This is a genomic window from Chryseobacterium daeguense DSM 19388, from assembly GCF_000430825.1.
GTDB classification, from domain to species: Bacteria; Bacteroidota; Bacteroidia; order Flavobacteriales; family Weeksellaceae; genus Chryseobacterium; species Chryseobacterium daeguense.
This window is the reverse complement of the sequence record NZ_AUMT01000002.1, coordinates 275,627-294,159: the sequence shown is the minus strand read 5'-3', so window position 1 is coordinate 294,159 and position 18,533 is coordinate 275,627. Positions and strand designations below refer to the sequence as shown.

The window sequence follows — 18,533 nt, the reverse complement described above, 5'->3', positions numbered from 1 at the left end:
TTTTGACTGTTAGAGCTTTGTTACTAGCCCCGATTGCAACGGCATCCTTTTTTGTGGCGGCCGCAGCGAAGCGGAGGCCGTAATAAAAAGATATAGTGGAAAGCGGGATCAGCTCCTAAATTTTATAAAAAAAGATTCCGGGAAAACTTGTTTGAGTTTTGAAATATTGCGCAATAAAAAACCCGAAATCTTTACGACTTCGGGTTTTGATATTTCATTATACTGTTATTCTAAAGAGTGTACCAAACCACGAAGCCTTACCACTGTAAGCGGCAATCCAGACGGAGAATTCTTTTGAAATTTGAACATTGCTTCGTTATTTTTTATTGGTTAAACTTGATTTTCAGGTGCAAAGATAGAATATTTTTTTATTCACCAAATATTTTTTTAAGAAAAACAAAAAAAAGTCTGAAAATTATTATTTCCAGACTTTTTTATCTTTAAACTTTTAGTTTAATCTTTTGAACCAAGATCGTCCATGGGATCATCCATTCCTTTGACTACATTGGGATGGTAAACCCTTTCTGATCTGAGGAAGTAAATGTTTGTGCTTTGCTTTTGCAATAATGCCGTTATATTCTTCTTCCGTCATTCCTTCCGGGATATCCGTCTGCTTGTCGGACGGTTTTCTATACACCTCAAGAGCCCCGTTTTTGTTTAATATAGAATTAGCAGTCATCGCCTGTTCAAGATCATTTGCATAAACAACTATATTATTTCTTCCAATGCTGTGCTTTCGGTAAGCATCTAACATTTCTGCATCGTGTGCGAATGTATATTCGAAGAAACCTTTTGTCTGCTCGTCTTCCTGATAATGATCAGTTGACAGTCCACTTTCCACGCTTGATTTTGAAACAATAATGTTTGCTTCATCCAAGCCGTTTTCTATTAAATCTTTTTTAATTTCCTCTGTATCTACAGTCACCGGAAATACTGAAACTACTGTATAAGCCATAATGAAAATTTTCATTAAACTATACAAAAGCCATGCAACTTATTATTTATTGAAATTAATTTAATTTAAAAATTTCTCTAAAATATCTACAGCACACTTCGGAAGGTTCGTTCCGGGACCGAAAATAAAGTCTGCTCCGTTAGCATATAAAAACTCATAATCCTGCTGAGGAATTACTCCTCCTACAACGATGGTGATATCGTCTGCACCAAGCTTTTTCAGTTCTTCTACTACTTGCGGAACCAGTGTTTTGTGACCTGCCGCCAAAGATGAAACACCTAAAATATGGATGTCATTTTCAACCGCCTGTTTTGCCACCTCTTCCGGCGTCTGGAATAAAGGCGCCACGTCGACGTCAAATCCCATATCTGCAAATGCTGTTGCCACTACTTTTGCCCCTCTGTCGTGTCCGTCCTGACCCATTTTTGCAACCATCAATCTTGGCCGGCGCCCTTCTTCCTCTTCAAATTTCTGAGTAAGATGAAGCGCTTTTTCAAAGTATTCATTTTTACCTGCATTCATGGCATATACACCGGAAATTGTTTTAATATTAGCTTTATATCTTCCGAAACTTTCTTCCATTGCATCGCTCATCTCACCCAGCGTCACTCGTCTGCGTGCTGCTTCAATGCATAATGCCAGAAGATTTCCGGTTCCTGTTTTTGCACTTTCACGGATTTCATTTAGAATCTGTTCTACTGCTTCAGAATTTCTGTTTGATTTTATTGAATTTAATCTTTCGATCTGTTTTCTTCGAACCTCCGTATTGTCTATATCCAAAATATCAATCTGATCCTGCTTTAATGCAGACCTGAAAGAATTAACCCCGATAATAAACTCTTCTCCGCTATCAATTTTCGCCTGTTTTTTTGCTGCTGCTTCTTCAATTCTCATCTTTGGAATTCCGGCTTCGATAGCCTTTGTCATTCCGCCTTCCTGCTCAACCTCATCAATGTATTTCATTGCTTCTTCGATCATCTGCTGAGTGAGACTTTCAACCAAATTGCTTCCGCCCATCGGATCCACCACATCGCAGATTCCGCTTTCCTGCTGAAGGATAATCTGAGTATTTCTTGCAATTTTCGCTGAATAATCCGTTGGAAGCGCAATAGCTTCGTCCAAAGCATTGGTGTGAAGAGACTGAGTTCCTCCTAACGCTGAAGACAGCGCTTCAATGGCCGTCCTGGTAATATTGTTAAACGGTTCCTGCTCTGTTAAAGACCATCCTGACGTCTGAGAATGGGTTCTTAATGCTAAAGATTTTGGATTTTGCGGGTTAAATTGCTTTAAAAGAGTGGCCCAAATATATCTTGCGGCACGCATTTTTGCAACTTCCATGAAGTGATTCATCCCGATTGCCCAGAAAAAGGATAATCTTGGTGCGAAATCATCGACGTTCATTCCTGCTTTTATTCCTGTTCTCACATATTCCAGCCCATCTGCAAGCGTGTATGCCATTTCGAGAACCGGTGTTGCACCGGCTTCCTGCATGTGATAGCCTGAAATTGAAATTGAATTAAATTTCGGGATATTTTTAGACGTATATTCGAAAATATCTGCAATGATTTTCATGGATGGCGCAGGTGGGTAAATGTATGTATTTCTCACCATGAATTCTTTCAAAATATCATTCTGAATAGTTCCTGAAAGCAATTCCTGAGAAACTCCCTGCTCCTCTGCCGCGACAATATAAAAAGATAAGACCGGAAGAACGGCGCCATTCATTGTCATGGAAACTGAAATCTGATCTAATGGAATTTCATTGAATAAAATCTTCATATCTTCTACGGAATCAATGGCTACTCCGGCTTTTCCTACATCACCTACCACTCTCGCATGATCTGAGTCATAGCCTCTGTGAGTTGCTAAATCAAATGCCACAGAAAGTCCTTTTTGTCCTGCCGCCAAATTTCTTCTGTAAAAGGCATTGGATTCCTCTGCCGTAGAAAAACCCGCATACTGACGAATCGTCCACGGTTTTTGAACATACATGGTGGAATACGGGCCTCTCAAATAAGGTTCGATTCCCGGCGTTGTCTGTGTGAGTTCCTGATTTTTAATATCTTCCGGTTTGTAAGAAGATTTCAGCTGCAATCCATCCTTTTCAAAGGGATAGATTTCCGTGTTTTTTTCGGTTATAGTAAATTGAGGAGTTTTATTTTGAACTTCCCTTCTCATATGATCAGATTTATTGATGGCTAAAAATACGGATTTTTGAGATAATATTTATTTTACATTAATTTTATGATTATCAGCATTATAATTATTTAAAATATAGCAAGATCTGCCCGGAATTAAAAATAAAAGCTCCGGTTAAAATTATAACCGGAGCCTTTTTTATTTGTAATTAACTATTATTTCTTAATCAATTTAGTAGTGTATGTTTTTGTTTCATCTTTTATTGTGATGATATACATTCCTTTTACTAAACCAGTCACATTGATAATCTGATCGTCAAGCTTACCACTCTGTACTAATCTTCCTTCAGCACTGAAAATTTTATAATCAGCCTTACCTTTCAGATTTCTAACTCCAACAAAAGTATCAGCAGGATTCGGATAAATTTCAATTCCTGATTTTGTGTCTGCCGTTTCATCCACAGCAAGCGCTGTATCTGTAATTCTAACGGTAAAGTCCATTACAGAACCTGCTCCACTTGGAATATTTCCGCATGCACTTGTAAGAGCAGCATTAAAGTTACTTGCTATTCTCATTCTCGTTGTTTTATCCCCTGAATAAGCTGTAGCAGGAACAGTGAAGTTACCTGAAGCTAAACCTACACCATTGGAATTCGGTAAGACAGCAGCACTTGTATATACTTTTTCAGAAGCTTCAAAAGCACCGTTTCTGTTATAATCAATCCATACATTATAGGTCATCGGCGCATTCTGAGTATAAACTCCGAAGACACTTATAGGGTATGATGTTCCTTTTACAAGGTTGATGAAATTAGCAGGAACTTCACTACGATCCTTATAAGATCTTAAAGAAGCATCTGTATAATCAACATTTGCAACCTGCACTCTTCCGATATTTCCTACATACGGGTAACCTGTATTTAAAATACAATAATCAACTCCTGTTTTTAATGCTTTAGTTTTAAATGTATAATTAGAAGAATAACTTCCCGGCACTGTGTTTACAACAGCAGCTACCTGTACTTCGTAGTTTGTTTCATCTTCAAGCGAATTCAAGACTACAGAGTTTACAGTACTTGTAGTAGCCGTCCAGGTTGTAACACCTGCTTTTCTGTAATTAATAGCGTATGTAGCACCCGGAACAGCATTCCAAGAAACTCTTGCTGTCGTTCTGAAAACTTCTGTATCTATTGTAGAAACACCTGTAGGAGCATTCGTTGTAGAAGTTGGTGCAGCTCCAACGTTTATTGCCGGAGATACCGCATAGAATACATTTCCAATTGCTGAAACTCTCAACTTAACTGCACCCGATAAGCCTGATGGCATTTGTGCGGTGTAGCTTCCTGTATTTGGCGTAGAAGCTACCAGGTCTGTCCATGTAGTTCCATTATTAGTAGTATAATCTATTTTTACGTTTGCTACATTATAAGGTGCAGCCGTCGTATTGGCAACTTCCCAATAAATGGTATTGGAAGCATTGTTATATAAAACTGAAGAAGTTGTAAGACCGTTAAATTTAAATGGCCCGTCATTTCCAACAGTTACTGTAGTTTCTGAAGAAGAAAGCATTGGTCTTACCGCATTTTCATCTCTTACAGTAACAGCATAGTTTAATGCTCTAGGAATATAAGAAACAGTTTCCCAGTTTGTTTTATTCGTTAGCTGTCCGTTCATTACCTGAAGTAAGCTAGGGAAATATCTTCTTCCGCTTGTAGTTCCAAAATATGATCTTGTAAGGGCTCCCTGAGGATTGTATCCCCAACCGCTGTCTCCTGAGATAGATCCGAAGTCATCTACACTGTCATACTGCTCCCATGTATACTTCAAAGGGTCATTTTGAGCATCCGTTGCAGTTGTTTCCAGATAATAAGCTGTCCCTTTAGGAACATTATATGCAGTAAGCGGAGCGATTACCGGAGGCGTATTAGTAGTAATATCCGTTGATACTCCACATGTAGGTTTTGATTCTAAGTTTGTAAGTATCTGATCAACGGAAGAATAATGGAAATACGCATCAGAATTCATCTGAACATTGTCACCTGTAATACCTGCATACCCCATGATAGTAGTACCACCACCCGGCTCTACATTTACTCCGGAACCTTCTGAAAGGTTTGAATACGTGTGGTTTCCTCCCAGCTGATGCCCCATTTCGTGAGCTACATAATCAATATCAAATGTATCTCCCTGAGGAGTAGTATTCTGAGTATATCCTGAACCTTTTGCTAATGTAGTACTTGTTGCCGGATTAGTACAAATACAGCCGATACATCCCGCATTACCGTCTCCACCGTCAGCATTGAATACGTGCCCGATATCATAATTTGCATTTCCTACTTGTGAAGTCAGGGTCTGCTGTAATTGTAAATTTAAATTATTTGTGTAAGGGTCAGTCGCTGAATCTGGAAAGATGATTCCCGGGTAGTTCTGAATATTTAAATGGATACCAAAATCTTTCTCAAAAACACCATTAACACGGGTCATAGTATTATTCATCTGTGTCAGAGCTCCTGCAACACCTCCGAACAATGAAGTATATTCTCCCGTTGTGGATAATGCCAGCCTGTACGTTCTGTATTTTGTACTTGAAGGTCTGCTTGTAATCCCTACGTTAGAAAGCTTTTTTTTCCCGTTTTCTTTTAAAGCCTTAATGTCTTTAATATTTTTTTCTTCCGTACCACATTCAAAACCAGCTTCATCTTTTGTTCTTTTAGTTTTAAAGAATACCCCATACGTTTTCTTATCAGAGCTGATAGGCTCTAAGAACTGAAATACCCCATCTTTAATAATCATGGACTGGATTTCAGTAGGAGATGTACTGAATCTTATGTATTTTGAAGGATCTTCCACACCTACACCTACATAAGAACCAAGCTGGTACTGATCTGCTAAAGATTTTTCCATTACCGGGTTACTGTAAACCGCAAATTTTTCTATTTTGCCTTCTACTGTTGGCAGGGAAACAATCACCGCCTTTGCATTAGGACCTGTTTCAACTGCATCTCTCAGCATATTTCTCAGATTGGCTAAATCTACTTTATAAGCAAACTTCACCTCTACTTCTTTCCTGATTTCGGAAGTCTTTTGGGAAACCTGCTCCCATCGCTGTGCATAAACACTGGTACCAAGACCCGCTAATGCACAAATGAGTAAAACTCTTTTTTTCATAAAAAATTAATCTTTTTATTTTTAAAAAATTATATTTAACAAATTTATAAATTCTTAGCAGAAAACAAAAAACAAACGGCTGTTTATTGAAAAAACAACCGCTTATTTTATAATTTTTATTATTTTATTTTTTTAACCCCCATTTCAAAAAGAGCAAAAGAAATCAAATCTGCATTCTCACTGATCACCTGCTCTGTAGATCTTCCGGCTCCATGACCTGCGTTTTTTTCGATTCTTAATAAAATCGGGTTGCTGCAAGCCTGTTTTTCCTGCAATTCTGCACCGAATTTAAAAGAATGCGCAGGAACTACCCTGTCGTCATGATCACTTGTAATAATCATTGTTGAAGGATAGCAAACTCCCGCCTTCACATTATGAACCGGAGAATAAGATTTTAAATACTCAAACATTTCTTTGCTGTCTTCTGCTGTACCGTAATCATAAGACCATCCTGCTCCTGCTGTAAATTTATTGTACCTCAGCATATCCAAAACACCAACTCCCGGAAAGGCTACTCTTGCTAAATCAGGACGCATGGTCATGGTAGCACCTACAAGCAATCCTCCGTTTGATCTTCCTGAAAGCGCCATATATTCTTTTGAAGTATAGCCTTTACTTTGCAAATATTCTCCTGCAGCAATGAAATCTTCGAAAACATTTTTCTTCTGCTGCTTGGTTCCCGCATCATGCCATTTTTTGCCATATTCTCCTCCGCCACGGATGTTAGGAACTGCATAAATCCCTCCATTTTCCATCCAAATAGCATTTACAACTGAAAAAGCAGGCTGTAAACTGATATTAAACCCTCCGTAGGAATATAAAATCGCTGGATTTTTACCATCCAGCTTTGTTCCTTTTTTATAATTGATCATCATTGGGATTTTCGTCCCGTCTTTTGAGGTATAGAAAACCTGCTCAGACACGTAATTATCAGGGTTAAATTTCACATTCGGTTTCTGATATACTTCTGATTTTCCGGTATCTGCGTTAAATTTATAAATCGTTCCGGGGGTAGTATAATTGGTAAAAGAATAATAAAGCTCCTTTTCTTTTTCCTTTCCTCCCAAACCTGAAAGATTTCCTTTTCCTGGAAGATTTATTTCCCTGATCAGCTTTCCGCTTCTATCATATTGTTTTACCTGATCAATAGCATCGATCATATAAGTTGCGAAGAAGTAGCCGCCGCCTGTGTTAATTCCCAATACATTTTCGGTCTGTGGAATTACATCTTTCCATGTTTCAGGGGCAGGATTTTTGATTGAGGTCTTAACTAATCGTCCATTTGGGGCATCTTTATCCGTATAAATAAAAATATCATCGCCCTGTGTATCTACAATATTTGCATTAATATCGAAACCTTTGTTGATCTGGATGAAATCTCCCCCGTTTTTTAAATCTTTAATATACAATTCGTTTCCACTGGTAGCATTGGCCGCGGAAATAATAAGATATCGCTGATCTTCTGAAACACCGGCTCCCAGGTATCTTCTTGGAGTCTGATCTCCTCCGAAAATCAATTTATCTTCAGCTTGCTTCGTCCCTAATTTATGAAAGTACACCTTATGCCTGTCTGTCATTCCGGAAAGTACGGTGCCTTCTTTCGGCTTGTCATAGCTTGAATAGTAGAATCCTTCATCACCCTGCCAGGAAATTCCGCTGAATTTTACATCCACTAAAGTTTCATCAATCTGTTTTTTTGTGATTGCATCAATGATAATGATCTTGTTCCAGTCGCTTCCGCCTTCTGAAATGGAATAAGCGGCAAGATTTCCTTTCTTGTTGAATGAAAGCTGCGAAAGAGAAGTTGTTCCTTTTTCGGAAAATTTATTCGGATCCAGGAAAACTTCTGTGGTTTTGGTTTTATTGTTTGTCCTGTAATAAACAGCCTGTGCCTGAAGGCCGTCATTTTTTGTAAAATAAGTATAATCTCCTTCTTTGAAAGGTGCCGAAATTTTTTCGTAGTTCCAGATATCTGTCAGTTGTTTTTTAATTTGATCTCTGAACGGTATTTTAGAAAGATAGCTCTGGCTGTGTGCCACTTCTTCGTCTACCCATTTTCTGGTTGCTTCAGAATCATTTTCAAGATCTCTGAAAGGGTCTGCCACAGCAGTTCCGAAGTAAGTATCTGTCTGGCTTCCTTTTATTGCTTTTGGATACGTCATTTTTTGTGAATAAAATGTTGCCGAAAACAAAACTCCGGCGGTCAATAAGAAAGGTTTCAGTTTCATATCAAATTCGATTTTCTCAAAAATAAGCAATCTGCTTTAATAAAAAAAGCTGTACAAAATACAGCTCCTCTTTATTAATTGATATTTTTAAAATAAAATTCATTAAGCTTCCAGGCAAGCTCCTGCGGCCCGCCATTCCAGTAGAATGTTCCACGGTCATCCTTCATTTGATATAAATTAAACTTTTGTTCTGAAGAAACCACTTTATCCGCGTTTTTAAGATGATTGGTAAGATCTATGAGGTATTTTCTCATCTCACCCGGGCCAATTTTTTTAAGATCACCCATATTTTTATCAGAAGCGCTGGGAACTTTAAAGCGTGCCTCGAAGACTACTTCAGAAAACTCCTGATCCTTCAGCTTTTCATCTGAATGTTTTTCTATGCTTTTGATGGTGTATTTCGCTTCTTTAAAATTATTAACTAAAACAGTGAAATAGTTTTTTGCTTCTACCTTACAGGCAGCGGCCATATCGGCAGAAAGATTGGAAAGAAAAATATTGGTAAAATAATCTACTCTTTCGTCTGAAGAATCCCTGAGATTCATCTTGTGGGTATTGTCTTTTCCCAGGAAATTAATGAGATAGCTGTTAAGTTCCTTTAGTGAATCATCATCATATTTAACAAAAGAATTAAAATAAAGATTAAACACATTTTCAGGTGTCTGGATATTTTGTGATTTCAGATTGTGAAAGCAAAAAATAAGCATCAATACAATTAAAGCATTAAAGGTCCTCATTAGTATATTTTTTAAATTTAGTGTATAAAAAAAGCTCCCGAAAACCCAAGAGCGCGTGCAAATATATTTATTATTTGTGTAAAAAAATACCACAATAACATCATTTTGAATAAAATTTTAAATTTAAACAGCGCGTTTATCTGATTTTTTTAAATAAAAACATCCAAAATCAATATTTACGACTAAAAAAAAGTCCCCGGAAAACCGGAGACTTTAATTGATTTTTATTTTTATAAGTTTTCTTCTTCACCTTTCATCTTTTCTGCATTTTCTGCCATGATTACTGCATCAATCATTTCAGAAATATCTCCATTCATGTAGGCATCAAGATTGTACATCGACTTATTGATTCTGTGATCCGTAACTCTTCCCTGAGGATAATTGTACGTTTTGATCTTTGCAGAACGGTCACCTGTAGAAACCATCGTTTTTCTTTGAGCTGCAATATCTCCCTGCACTTCCTGCAATTTGATATCATATAATTTAGCACGAAGCATTTCCATGGCCAGTTCACGGTTAGCCAGCTGGGAACGTGCCTGCTGACAAACTACCACCAATCCGGAAGGCTTGTGCGTAAGCTGTACTTTTGTTTCTACCTTGTTTACGTTCTGACCACCGGCTCCACCTGAACGTGAAGTCTGCATTTCAATATCCGCCGGGTTGATTTCCACATCTACTTCTTCAGCTTCAGGAAGAACAGCCACAGTAATTGCAGAAGTGTGAACCCTGCCCTGAGATTCTGTCTCCGGAACACGCTGTACACGGTGAACCCCGGACTCGAATTTCATGATTCCGTAAACGCCTTCACCTTCTACCTTCATGATTAATTCTTTGTAGCCTTTTGCCGCTTCATTAGAATCCGTAATCTCATGTCTCCATCCTTTCGTTTTGAAATACATGGAATACATTCTGTAAATATCTTCCACGAAAATAGCTGCTTCATCTCCACCGGTTCCGGCACGAAGCTCCACGATTACGTTTTTATCATCCGCAGGATCTTTAGGAATTAATAATACTTTTAATTCTTCTTCCAATCCCGGAATTTTTTCTAATGCTTCGTTTTTCTCTATTTTTGCCAGTTCTACAAACTCCTTGTCAGAACCATCCGCAATAATTTCGTCTGATTCTTCAATGGTATCCAAAGCACCTTTATATTGATCGTAAACTTTTACAATTTTCCCCAAATCGCTGTATTCTTTGTTTAAAGAAGAATATCTTTTTTGGTCTGAAATGACATCAGGCTGTATAATAAGGTCTGCCACCTCATTATATCTCTGTTTTATCGCTTCTAATTTTGGAATTAATGATTTAGACATTATGAAAATTTTGTGGGTGCAAAGATACGGATTATTAATTCAAAACTCAATAACCATTTGATTACATTATTCTTTAGGTAAGCTTATAATTTTGATAGCTTAAAAAAGTTATATTTAAATTAAGAATCAGCCTTAGAAAGCTTTTTATCAATCCAATATAAAACCACTCCTACGGCTACAATTCCCAATCCGATAATGCTTTCCTTCGGATTATGAATTAACGTAAAATATAAGATGTAAACACTGAACAACAGGAAAACTGTCGGAAAAATATAGAATAGATTCGACTTAAATATTTTCCGCTGATCTTTTTCAATAAAATAGGCCGTGGAAATCGCCAGACTGGCAAACAGCTGAAGAATAAAGGCCGTATACACAAAAATTTCTTTGAAGCTCCCCGTCAAAATTATTAATGTGGCAATCACGGCATGCGCAAAAATAGCCCGCACCGGGATTCCCCTTTTATTATTCACAGATAAAGATTTCCACAGGCGGTTTTCTTTAGCAAAAGCCTGCGTAAGCCTGGAACCTACCCATAAATAACCGCTGATTGTAGCTACAAGCTGTAAAGCAATAAATACATTCACCACTTTTCCGAACGTATGTCCCAGCATATTGTTTGCAGCCTCCCCCATCACATCTTCCTTACCTGCCAATTGCGCTACCGGAGCATGCTTGAGCATAGTAAAATTTACCAGAAGATAACAGACCGTTACGAAAACTGTTCCTATAATAAGAGATTTCGGAAGATTTTTCTGAACATCTTTAATTTCCCCTGCAATATAAGACGCTGAATTCCAACCTGTATAGGAATATGTTACAAAAACCAAAGATGTTGCAAAAGCAGGAAGCATGATCTCATCCTTCCACGAAGCATCAAACTGCAGGCTGTTTCCTACCTCAGGCTCAGAAAGCCATACCCCAAGAAAAATCAAAACAATTATAAACGCGATCTTAATAAAAGTAAAGAAGTTATGAAACCTGCTGGAAGCCTTTAAACTAAAAGATAAAAAAATAGCAACAAGAAAAATCATTCCTATTGCAAAGCCGTTCCCAAAAGAAAAATCAAATACAGAAAGGTATTTCGACATCGCCAGAGCCGCCAGAGCCACCGGTGAAGAAAACCCGATAATTAGTGAAATCCAGCTGACAAGATATCCTAAAACCGGATGATACGTTTCTTTAAGATAAATAAAATCACCACCGTTTCCTTTGAAATGAGAACCCAGCTCGGCATAGCAAAATGCTCCGAACAGGGCAAGAACTCCGCCGATAATCCAAAGAGCAAGGATGCTGTAGCTATTCGTAATATCAGCCAGCTGGAAGCCCAGCGTCGTAAAAATCCCAGTGCCGATCATATTCGAAACGACAATGGCTACTGCGGTTTTCCAGCCGATTTGATGTGACGTGTTTTCCATTTAATTAAAATGTAAAATTAAGCCTTCCGAAGAAGTAATTTCCCAATGTTCCCATCTGAACCGGAGCGTATTTGAAAACACCAAAATATGAATTTTCATATATCTGAAGATCCGGGAAGACATCAAAAACATTATTGGCACCTACGGTAAGGTTAATGGTTTTGGTGAAATTGTAGCCTACACTTACATCTGTCACCACTTTAGGTGCAAATTCCTGAACACCTCCAAACGGATAACCGTCTCTTATCACCTTTCCGAAATAGGTATTCCTCACAAGGAAATTGAATCTTCCGATTCCATAATTAAGACCTAAAGTAGCCTTTGTTTTTGGGGATAACGTTTCTATGATATTGATCTGATCCGGCCCGAAGAATTCGTTTTGCGGAGTTTGCAGATTGGCAGGAAAATGGAAATCTTTGATTTTTGTTTCGGTGTAATTTCCTGCAAGATTGATGTTTAAATTTCCACCACCTACTTTCCAGTCATAAGAAACGACCAAGTCTACACCTTTTGTTTCCGTGTCGATGGCATTGGCGAAAAACCTTGCACTTTCGACCTCATTTCCCGCACCCACAATATTAGGATCCTGCAATCTTGAATCTGTGATATTGCTTGTGATTACGATTCTGTCTTTGACTCCAATCCAGTAACCATCCAATGTTATAAATAACCCACGGGCAGGTTTTAGGGTGAATCCGACACTTCCATTAACAGAAGTTTCCTGTTTAAGCTTATCAAAACCTAAAACTTCTGCAGCTTTACTATAATTTGTAAATATTCCTTTTTTTACAATCTCATTTCCAGTTGTCGAAATATCCGCATAAGAATTATTAAAATACTGCTGCTGGAGTGAAGGAGCTCTGAAACCTGTTCCCACCGCAGCACGAATCGCATAATTTTTCACAAATTCATATCTTACAGCTAATTTTCCATTTAAAGTGCTTCCGAAATCTGAATAATTTTCAAATCTTCCGGCTAAATCTATATTTAATTTTTTATCTAAATCATAAGAAACATCTGCATAAACTGCTGTAGAATGCCTGGACTTCGACAAAGCATTATCCGGTGAAAATCCAATAAAGGACTGTGAACCTCCCGCTCCTACAACCGGAACTGTGGATCCTGGAACAGCTATATTTCCATTAATATCATATCTCGCATAAGAAGCTTCCTCACCTGCTTTGATGTCATACTGCTCAAATCTGAATTCTCCCCCGAAAGCAATATTGAAATTATTTATATTCTTCGAAACATCAAGATTTATCGTATTCTGAAGGAAGCTGTGCGATCCAGCCTTGAAGCTTGTTGGTGATTTTGCCCCAAGAGAAGCATTGACCGTATTGCTGACATCGTAATTAAAAGTATTGCTCCCGAAAGTATTGCTTAGATCAAAAAACCAATTGTTGGTATTGTATTTTGCGCCTACTGCATAAGAAATATCATAGATTTTCGAACCTAAAGTGGGCTGAAAACCGTTTGGATAGATAGAATACACATTATTGGAAGTTTCACTCGGAAGCCTTCTGAAACCAAAACCCTGCCCTTCTTTTATGCTAAAACCTCCAAAAGAATAGATTTTAAACTGATCATTAACCGGGTATTCGGTATTAACAAACAATTGGGCCTGTCTTATCTGCGCATCGCCAATCTGGAAATTAAAATCATCACGGCTTAAGCCTCTCTGCTTAATAATTTCATCGTCTGAAGCCCTTGCAGCATCAGGATTATCTGCAAAGTCATAAGCAAAATTATCTCCGAAAATATCAAGATTATGATTCTGCGTTCTTGTCGTTTTTCCTTTATGGCTTAATTGTAAAGAAAGATTAATATATCCGTCTTTTTTTCCTAATGATGTTCCGTAATTTGCTCCTGCCTGGTAAGTTTCGCCGTCATTTCTTCCTGAAATACCGTAATTAAGGCTTGCGGTACCTCCTACATTTTTCTTTAAAATAATATTGATAACTCCTGCAATGGCATCAGAACCGTATTGTGCAGCAGCGCCATCCCTTAGAACTTCTATCCTGTCGATCGCAATTACAGGAATTGTTCCTAAATCTGTTCCTACAGAGCCGTTCCCGACTGTATTTTGATAATTAACCAAAGAGGTTGTATGTCTTCTTTTTCCGTTCACTAAAACTAGTACCTGATCCGGACCCATCCCTCTTAACGAAACAGGATCAATATGTTCGGTACCGTCTGAAGACGTCTGTTTTACGGAATTAAAGGAAGGTATAACGTAGTTCAGTAACTCCTGAACGGTAATTTGAGGTGAAGATTTTTGAATTTTTTCGATGCTGATAATATCTACGGGAACCGGAGTTTCCACTTTTGTTCTTTTTACATTTCGGTTTCCGACAATGACTACATCTTCAATTTGAGTTTCTTTTTCCTTTTCCTGAGCTGATATGAAAACCGCTCCAAGCAATGTTATAGAAATGCTTAGTTTTTTCATCTTTTGTTTTTTGCAAAATTAATAATAAACCCCAACGGACACAATCCGTTTGCAAAGATTATTCAAGAAATGGATAAAAATTGAGAATTTTTGCCTTTATCTTCCCCCATCCGGGTTGGAATTAGCACCTTTACACACTGGAAATGTGTCGGTTGCTAAGGTTTCACAGGGCCAAATCCCTCCACCTTTCTTGATAAATCTACTGCAAAGGTAGACTAATATTTTTATTTTACAAAAAATTATGAATTGTATATAAGGAAATAAAAAAGAGAGGCTATTCTGCCTCTCTTGTTGAATATTGTCAAATTACTTTGAGTTTTTAAGCCACCCCGTCAAAAATTCTCTGAATTTTCGCCACCCCTCCAGAGGAAGGGAATTTGAGCAGTGGATCGTTATTTAATGATCATTTTCTGAATTGCAATTCCTGTATCTGAATTCAAATGAACCAAATATGTTCCTGCTGGATAATTTGCTTTTAATTCATAAGTTCCGTCTTCATTTTTTAATTTAAACGAATCTATTTTTTTACCGCTCATATCGAAGATGGTGACGGCTCCGTTTTTAGCTTTATGATAAATCAATTTTGCTAAACCTTTTTTTACTGGGTTATCTGCAATCTGAAGGGATAATCTGTTTGCTGCGTTTTCATCGATTGTAGATAAATTCCCCACATAATTCCCGAAAATCCTGAATTCTCCGGGCTGAAGAGTAATTGGAGCCGTTGTAGATGTAATATTTGACACAGAATTATCCATTAAATTCTGCCATTGCCCAACATACGGGAAATATGGCACTACATCCTGTGATGCAGTCGTGTAGTTGGCAAGAACTACTACATTTTTCATTCCGTTGGTCAGTAAATTATCATAAACGTAAATTCTCGTAATCAACCCGTTTGGATCATTTGCAAGGTTATTAGATTCAACACTGTATGTTTTGGATTTGAAAACCGGATAAGTGTTTCTGATGTTGATAATCTTTGCCCAGGTGTCATAAACTGCTTTTCTGTTCGCATTTGTATCATATCCTAAAGTAAATGCTACAGGCTTCTCATCTGTTCTGCAGCCACTGTTGATGGAACCGTCCGGACATCTGTTGATACTGAATTCATAACCTAACTCCCCAAACTGCCAGATCATTTTCGGGCCAGGAATCGTGAAGAATGTTGCCCCGAACGTTTTCATTCTTTCAAGAGCTGTGTTCAGGTTTTTAACGCTGTAAGAACCATTGATTGCTCCATATTCAAGGTTTTTATACATTAGCCTTTCTTCATCATGACTTTCGCCATAACCTACAGTATGCATATTTGTGAAGCCATGAAGCGCGTGATTCATCCTGTCGTAACTGCTGTTTTCCTTGTAGCCCATTGTATTCTGGTTGTAAGGCTCTGTCTGCTTATTCCAAAGCATAACACCTTTTCCCTCTGCAATTTTGTAGTTGGCCCATTGCTGCTCTTCCTGATCTGTGCCCAAATGTTCAAAAATCATATAAGAATTTGGATCAATTGCCCATTGCTTGTCTGCATAGTATTTCAAAATATCAACCCTGTCCTGCTGGTAAGCGTTTGTACAGGTTTCATCGTTTTCAGAGCAGCTTTGTGTAAAGCCTTTCGTAAGATCCCAACGGAACCCGTCTATTTTATATTCTGTCAGCCATTGCTGCAGACATCTTTCAACGTAATATTTAGTTGAAGGACTTGTATGGTTAAAATCATTAAAGACATTATAAGAATGTTTAGGAACCTGATTAAAATAAGGATTATTAGCTGCAATATTCCCGTAACCGTCTCCATCCGGGTCAATATTCCAAAGTCTGGCCAGCGGAGAACGCCCTGTAGCATGGTTGAATGCAATATCCAAAATCACGGCAATACCATTCTGGTGGCAGAGATCTACAAACTCCTTAAATTTTTCCGGCGTTCCATAAGCTTTATCTAAAGCATAATGAAAGGATGTATTGTATCCCCAGGAAAGATTTCCTTCAAACTCCATGATCGGAAGAAGCTCGATAGCATTAATATTTAATCCTTTTAAATACGTAATTTTATTAATTAAAGACTGCCAGTTTTTCTCCTGAGTAAAGTCTCTTAACAGCAATTCATAAACAACAAGATTCTCTTTTGAAGGTCGCTGAAAATTGGTTACCTGCCAGTTGTACGCAGTTTGCCCTGTTTTAAACATAGAAACCTCGAAGCCCTGTCCGGCAGGAAAAGGAGGAAGATTCGGGTAAGTAGACGCCGAAATCCACTGGTCATCATAAGAAGACAAAATCTGCGGAGAATATGGATCTGCAACTTTTCTCAGATCATTTGTTCTGTATTGAAAAGTGTATAACTGCTGAGGAGTTAATCCGCTCAATTCAATCCAGTACAGGTCCGGATTTGTAGTATCTCTCTTCATTAAATAGGTATCATTCACCGTCCAGTTATTAAAACTGCCAATCACATGAACGAAATCTTTAGATGGAGCATATAAAGCAAGCCCAACCTTAGTGTTGTCTGTAGGATGATAATTGATTCCCTGCCTCATCCAGTTCGGAATAGCTTCAGAAATAACGGTTCTCGGAACCTGCAGAATGAAAGATGCATTTTTTACACTTGAGTTGGCATCCGTCGCGATCAGCTCCATATTGGCATCACCAGTTACCGTGTAGTTATAAGCATAAGACTGCGAAGGCGTGGAAGTAGAATTCACTACTGCTCCGTTTGCCTTTAACTGGAACGTTGCGTTGACGTTTGTGGAAGCAGTAATATTGATGGAATTTCCCGTTGGAACGGATGTCAAGCTGTTCGCAGCCGGATTGGTCATGTTAAGATTTAAGACTCCCACATTTACAAAAATATCCGGTGAAGTCTGGTGCGCACCTGTTTTATCTTTTAATAAAAAACCAAATCTTCCGATCCCGGTTCTGCCGTAAAAAGCAGTAGGCGTAAAGGATAGGGAATAAGTGTCTGTTGTGGAATTATAATTTAATTTGTTTAATTCATTCGAATTGTTCCAGCTCCCATTGGTAGGGCAATCCTGGCTATTCTGACAATTGGTGTCCAAAGACCATGTCCAGATATAAACTGCATTATTTGAGACCCCCCAAGCCGCTTCATCAATCTGGTTTCCCGGTACGGTAAGGGTAATTGCATCTGTTTCATTGAAAGGATTTGGTGTGATTGTATAGCTTATCTGGCCAAAAACCAAAGCTATTGCAAAGAGCAGCACACCGGAATAAAATTTCTTCATAAAAATTTCTTTTTTTAAGTTAGTACTTTACGAAAATAATTCATTTTCTAGGAATTATTCATATTTAATTGAAAAAAGATAAACTTTAACCTTCTGAAATACTATGCATTAACTAACACATTTTCTCGCTTTTACTTTAATCTTCTTTTTGTCCGTTTTACGGTTGACTTTGTCCGTTTGATATTGTTTATAATGGTTTCGTTTGATTAGCATTTCTACTTTTGAGGCATCAATTTTAAACCTAAAAAATTATGCATCACAACTCATTACCTACAAAAATATATTTCTTTAGAAAATATTTGATCAGCGCAATATTTGTCTTTGTTTTAAACGTAGGATTAAATGCTCAACAGCCGGAATCTTCCCTGGGAACCCTAAAACAGATCAATGCCGGTGTCCTGAATGTAGGCTACCTACGATTTCAATAAACTCATCTGGAAAACAGCTTCGCCGCTCTGGAATTTTGATAAAAAGACCTATGACCGGACAGCTCAGTCATTCAATAATGCTGACCATGTAGCCATTGTGATGCATAATTACCGTTGGAGACTGTCTCTGGCTAAAGGTGAATCAAAATATGATGATCTTGAAAAAAAGCTTTCAACAAGACCTATAATTACAGTTCCCACTGTTACAATAAGCAGTGATTTTGACGGAACCCTTGCAGATGGAAAAGCCTATGCGGGGCAATTTACCGGAAAATATTCGCATAAAATTTTAAAAGGAATTGGCCATAATGTTCCTCAGGAAGACCCGGAATCATTTGCGGCAGCAATCATTGAGGTAGACGGATATTCTAAATAATTCATAATTCATAATTCATAATTCATAATTCATAATTAACAACATAATTTTAAAAAATGGAAAATAAAGTTTTAAACAAGGGAA

11 protein-coding genes and 1 riboswitch are annotated in these 18,533 nt (G+C 37.9%); of the genes, 2 read left to right on the top strand and 9 right to left on the bottom strand.

Annotated elements, in window-relative coordinates; all coding sequences use genetic code 11:
• Positions 1–484: 484 nt before the first annotated feature.
• From H560_RS0103830 to H560_RS0103785, 9 genes are all read right to left on the bottom strand, one after another.
• Entirely contained in the window at positions 485–955 is a 471-nt protein-coding gene (locus H560_RS0103830) for a hypothetical protein (protein ID WP_155844952.1), read from the bottom strand.
• A 60-nt stretch (positions 956–1,015) separates the two neighbouring features.
• A complete protein-coding gene (gene scpA / locus H560_RS0103825) occupies positions 1,016–3,133 on the bottom strand; it encodes a methylmalonyl-CoA mutase (protein ID WP_027378808.1) in 2,118 nt (705 codons plus the stop codon).
• Positions 3,134–3,309: 176 nt separating this feature from the next.
• Positions 3,310–6,261 carry a reprolysin-like metallopeptidase gene (locus H560_RS0103820; RefSeq protein WP_027378807.1) on the bottom strand — a complete coding sequence of 984 codons (2,952 nt, stop codon included), beginning with the start codon at positions 6,259–6,261 and terminating at the stop codon, positions 3,310–3,312.
• A gap of 119 nt (positions 6,262–6,380) precedes the next feature.
• A complete protein-coding gene (locus H560_RS0103815; RefSeq protein WP_027378806.1) occupies positions 6,381–8,489 on the bottom strand; it encodes a prolyl oligopeptidase family serine peptidase in 2,109 nt (702 codons plus the stop codon).
• A gap of 74 nt (positions 8,490–8,563) precedes the next feature.
• The gene (locus tag H560_RS0103805; protein WP_027378805.1) at positions 8,564–9,226 is read right to left on the bottom strand and encodes a hypothetical protein; all 663 of its coding nucleotides are present in this window, start codon (positions 9,224–9,226) and stop codon (positions 8,564–8,566) included.
• Positions 9,227–9,456: 230 nt separating this feature from the next.
• Complete coding sequence (prfA, locus tag H560_RS0103800; RefSeq protein ID WP_027378804.1) at positions 9,457–10,542, bottom strand: peptide chain release factor 1; 1,086 nt, start codon at positions 10,540–10,542, stop codon at positions 9,457–9,459.
• A gap of 119 nt (positions 10,543–10,661) precedes the next feature.
• The gene (locus H560_RS0103795) at positions 10,662–11,960 is read right to left on the bottom strand and encodes an APC family permease (protein ID WP_027378803.1); all 1,299 of its coding nucleotides are present in this window, start codon (positions 11,958–11,960) and stop codon (positions 10,662–10,664) included.
• A gap of 4 nt (positions 11,961–11,964) precedes the next feature.
• Complete coding sequence (locus tag H560_RS0103790; RefSeq protein WP_027378802.1) at positions 11,965–14,412, bottom strand: TonB-dependent receptor plug domain-containing protein; 2,448 nt, start codon at positions 14,410–14,412, stop codon at positions 11,965–11,967.
• A 93-nt stretch (positions 14,413–14,505) separates the two neighbouring features.
• Positions 14,506–14,612, bottom strand: a riboswitch (SAM riboswitch).
• 192 nt (positions 14,613–14,804) lie between these two features.
• A complete protein-coding gene (locus H560_RS0103785) occupies positions 14,805–17,645 on the bottom strand; it encodes an alpha-amylase family glycosyl hydrolase (RefSeq protein WP_027378801.1) in 2,841 nt (946 codons plus the stop codon).
• A gap of 251 nt (positions 17,646–17,896) precedes the next feature.
• Between H560_RS0103785 and H560_RS22905 the strand changes: the two genes are divergently transcribed.
• On the top strand, positions 17,897–18,073 hold the full coding sequence (locus H560_RS22905; RefSeq protein WP_155844951.1) for a hypothetical protein: 177 nt from the start codon (positions 17,897–17,899) through the stop codon (positions 18,071–18,073).
• A gap of 100 nt (positions 18,074–18,173) precedes the next feature.
• Positions 18,174–18,449, top strand: coding sequence for an alpha/beta fold hydrolase (locus H560_RS21055; protein WP_027378800.1), 276 nt, complete (start codon positions 18,174–18,176; stop codon positions 18,447–18,449).
• Positions 18,450–18,533: the final 84 nt, after the last annotated feature.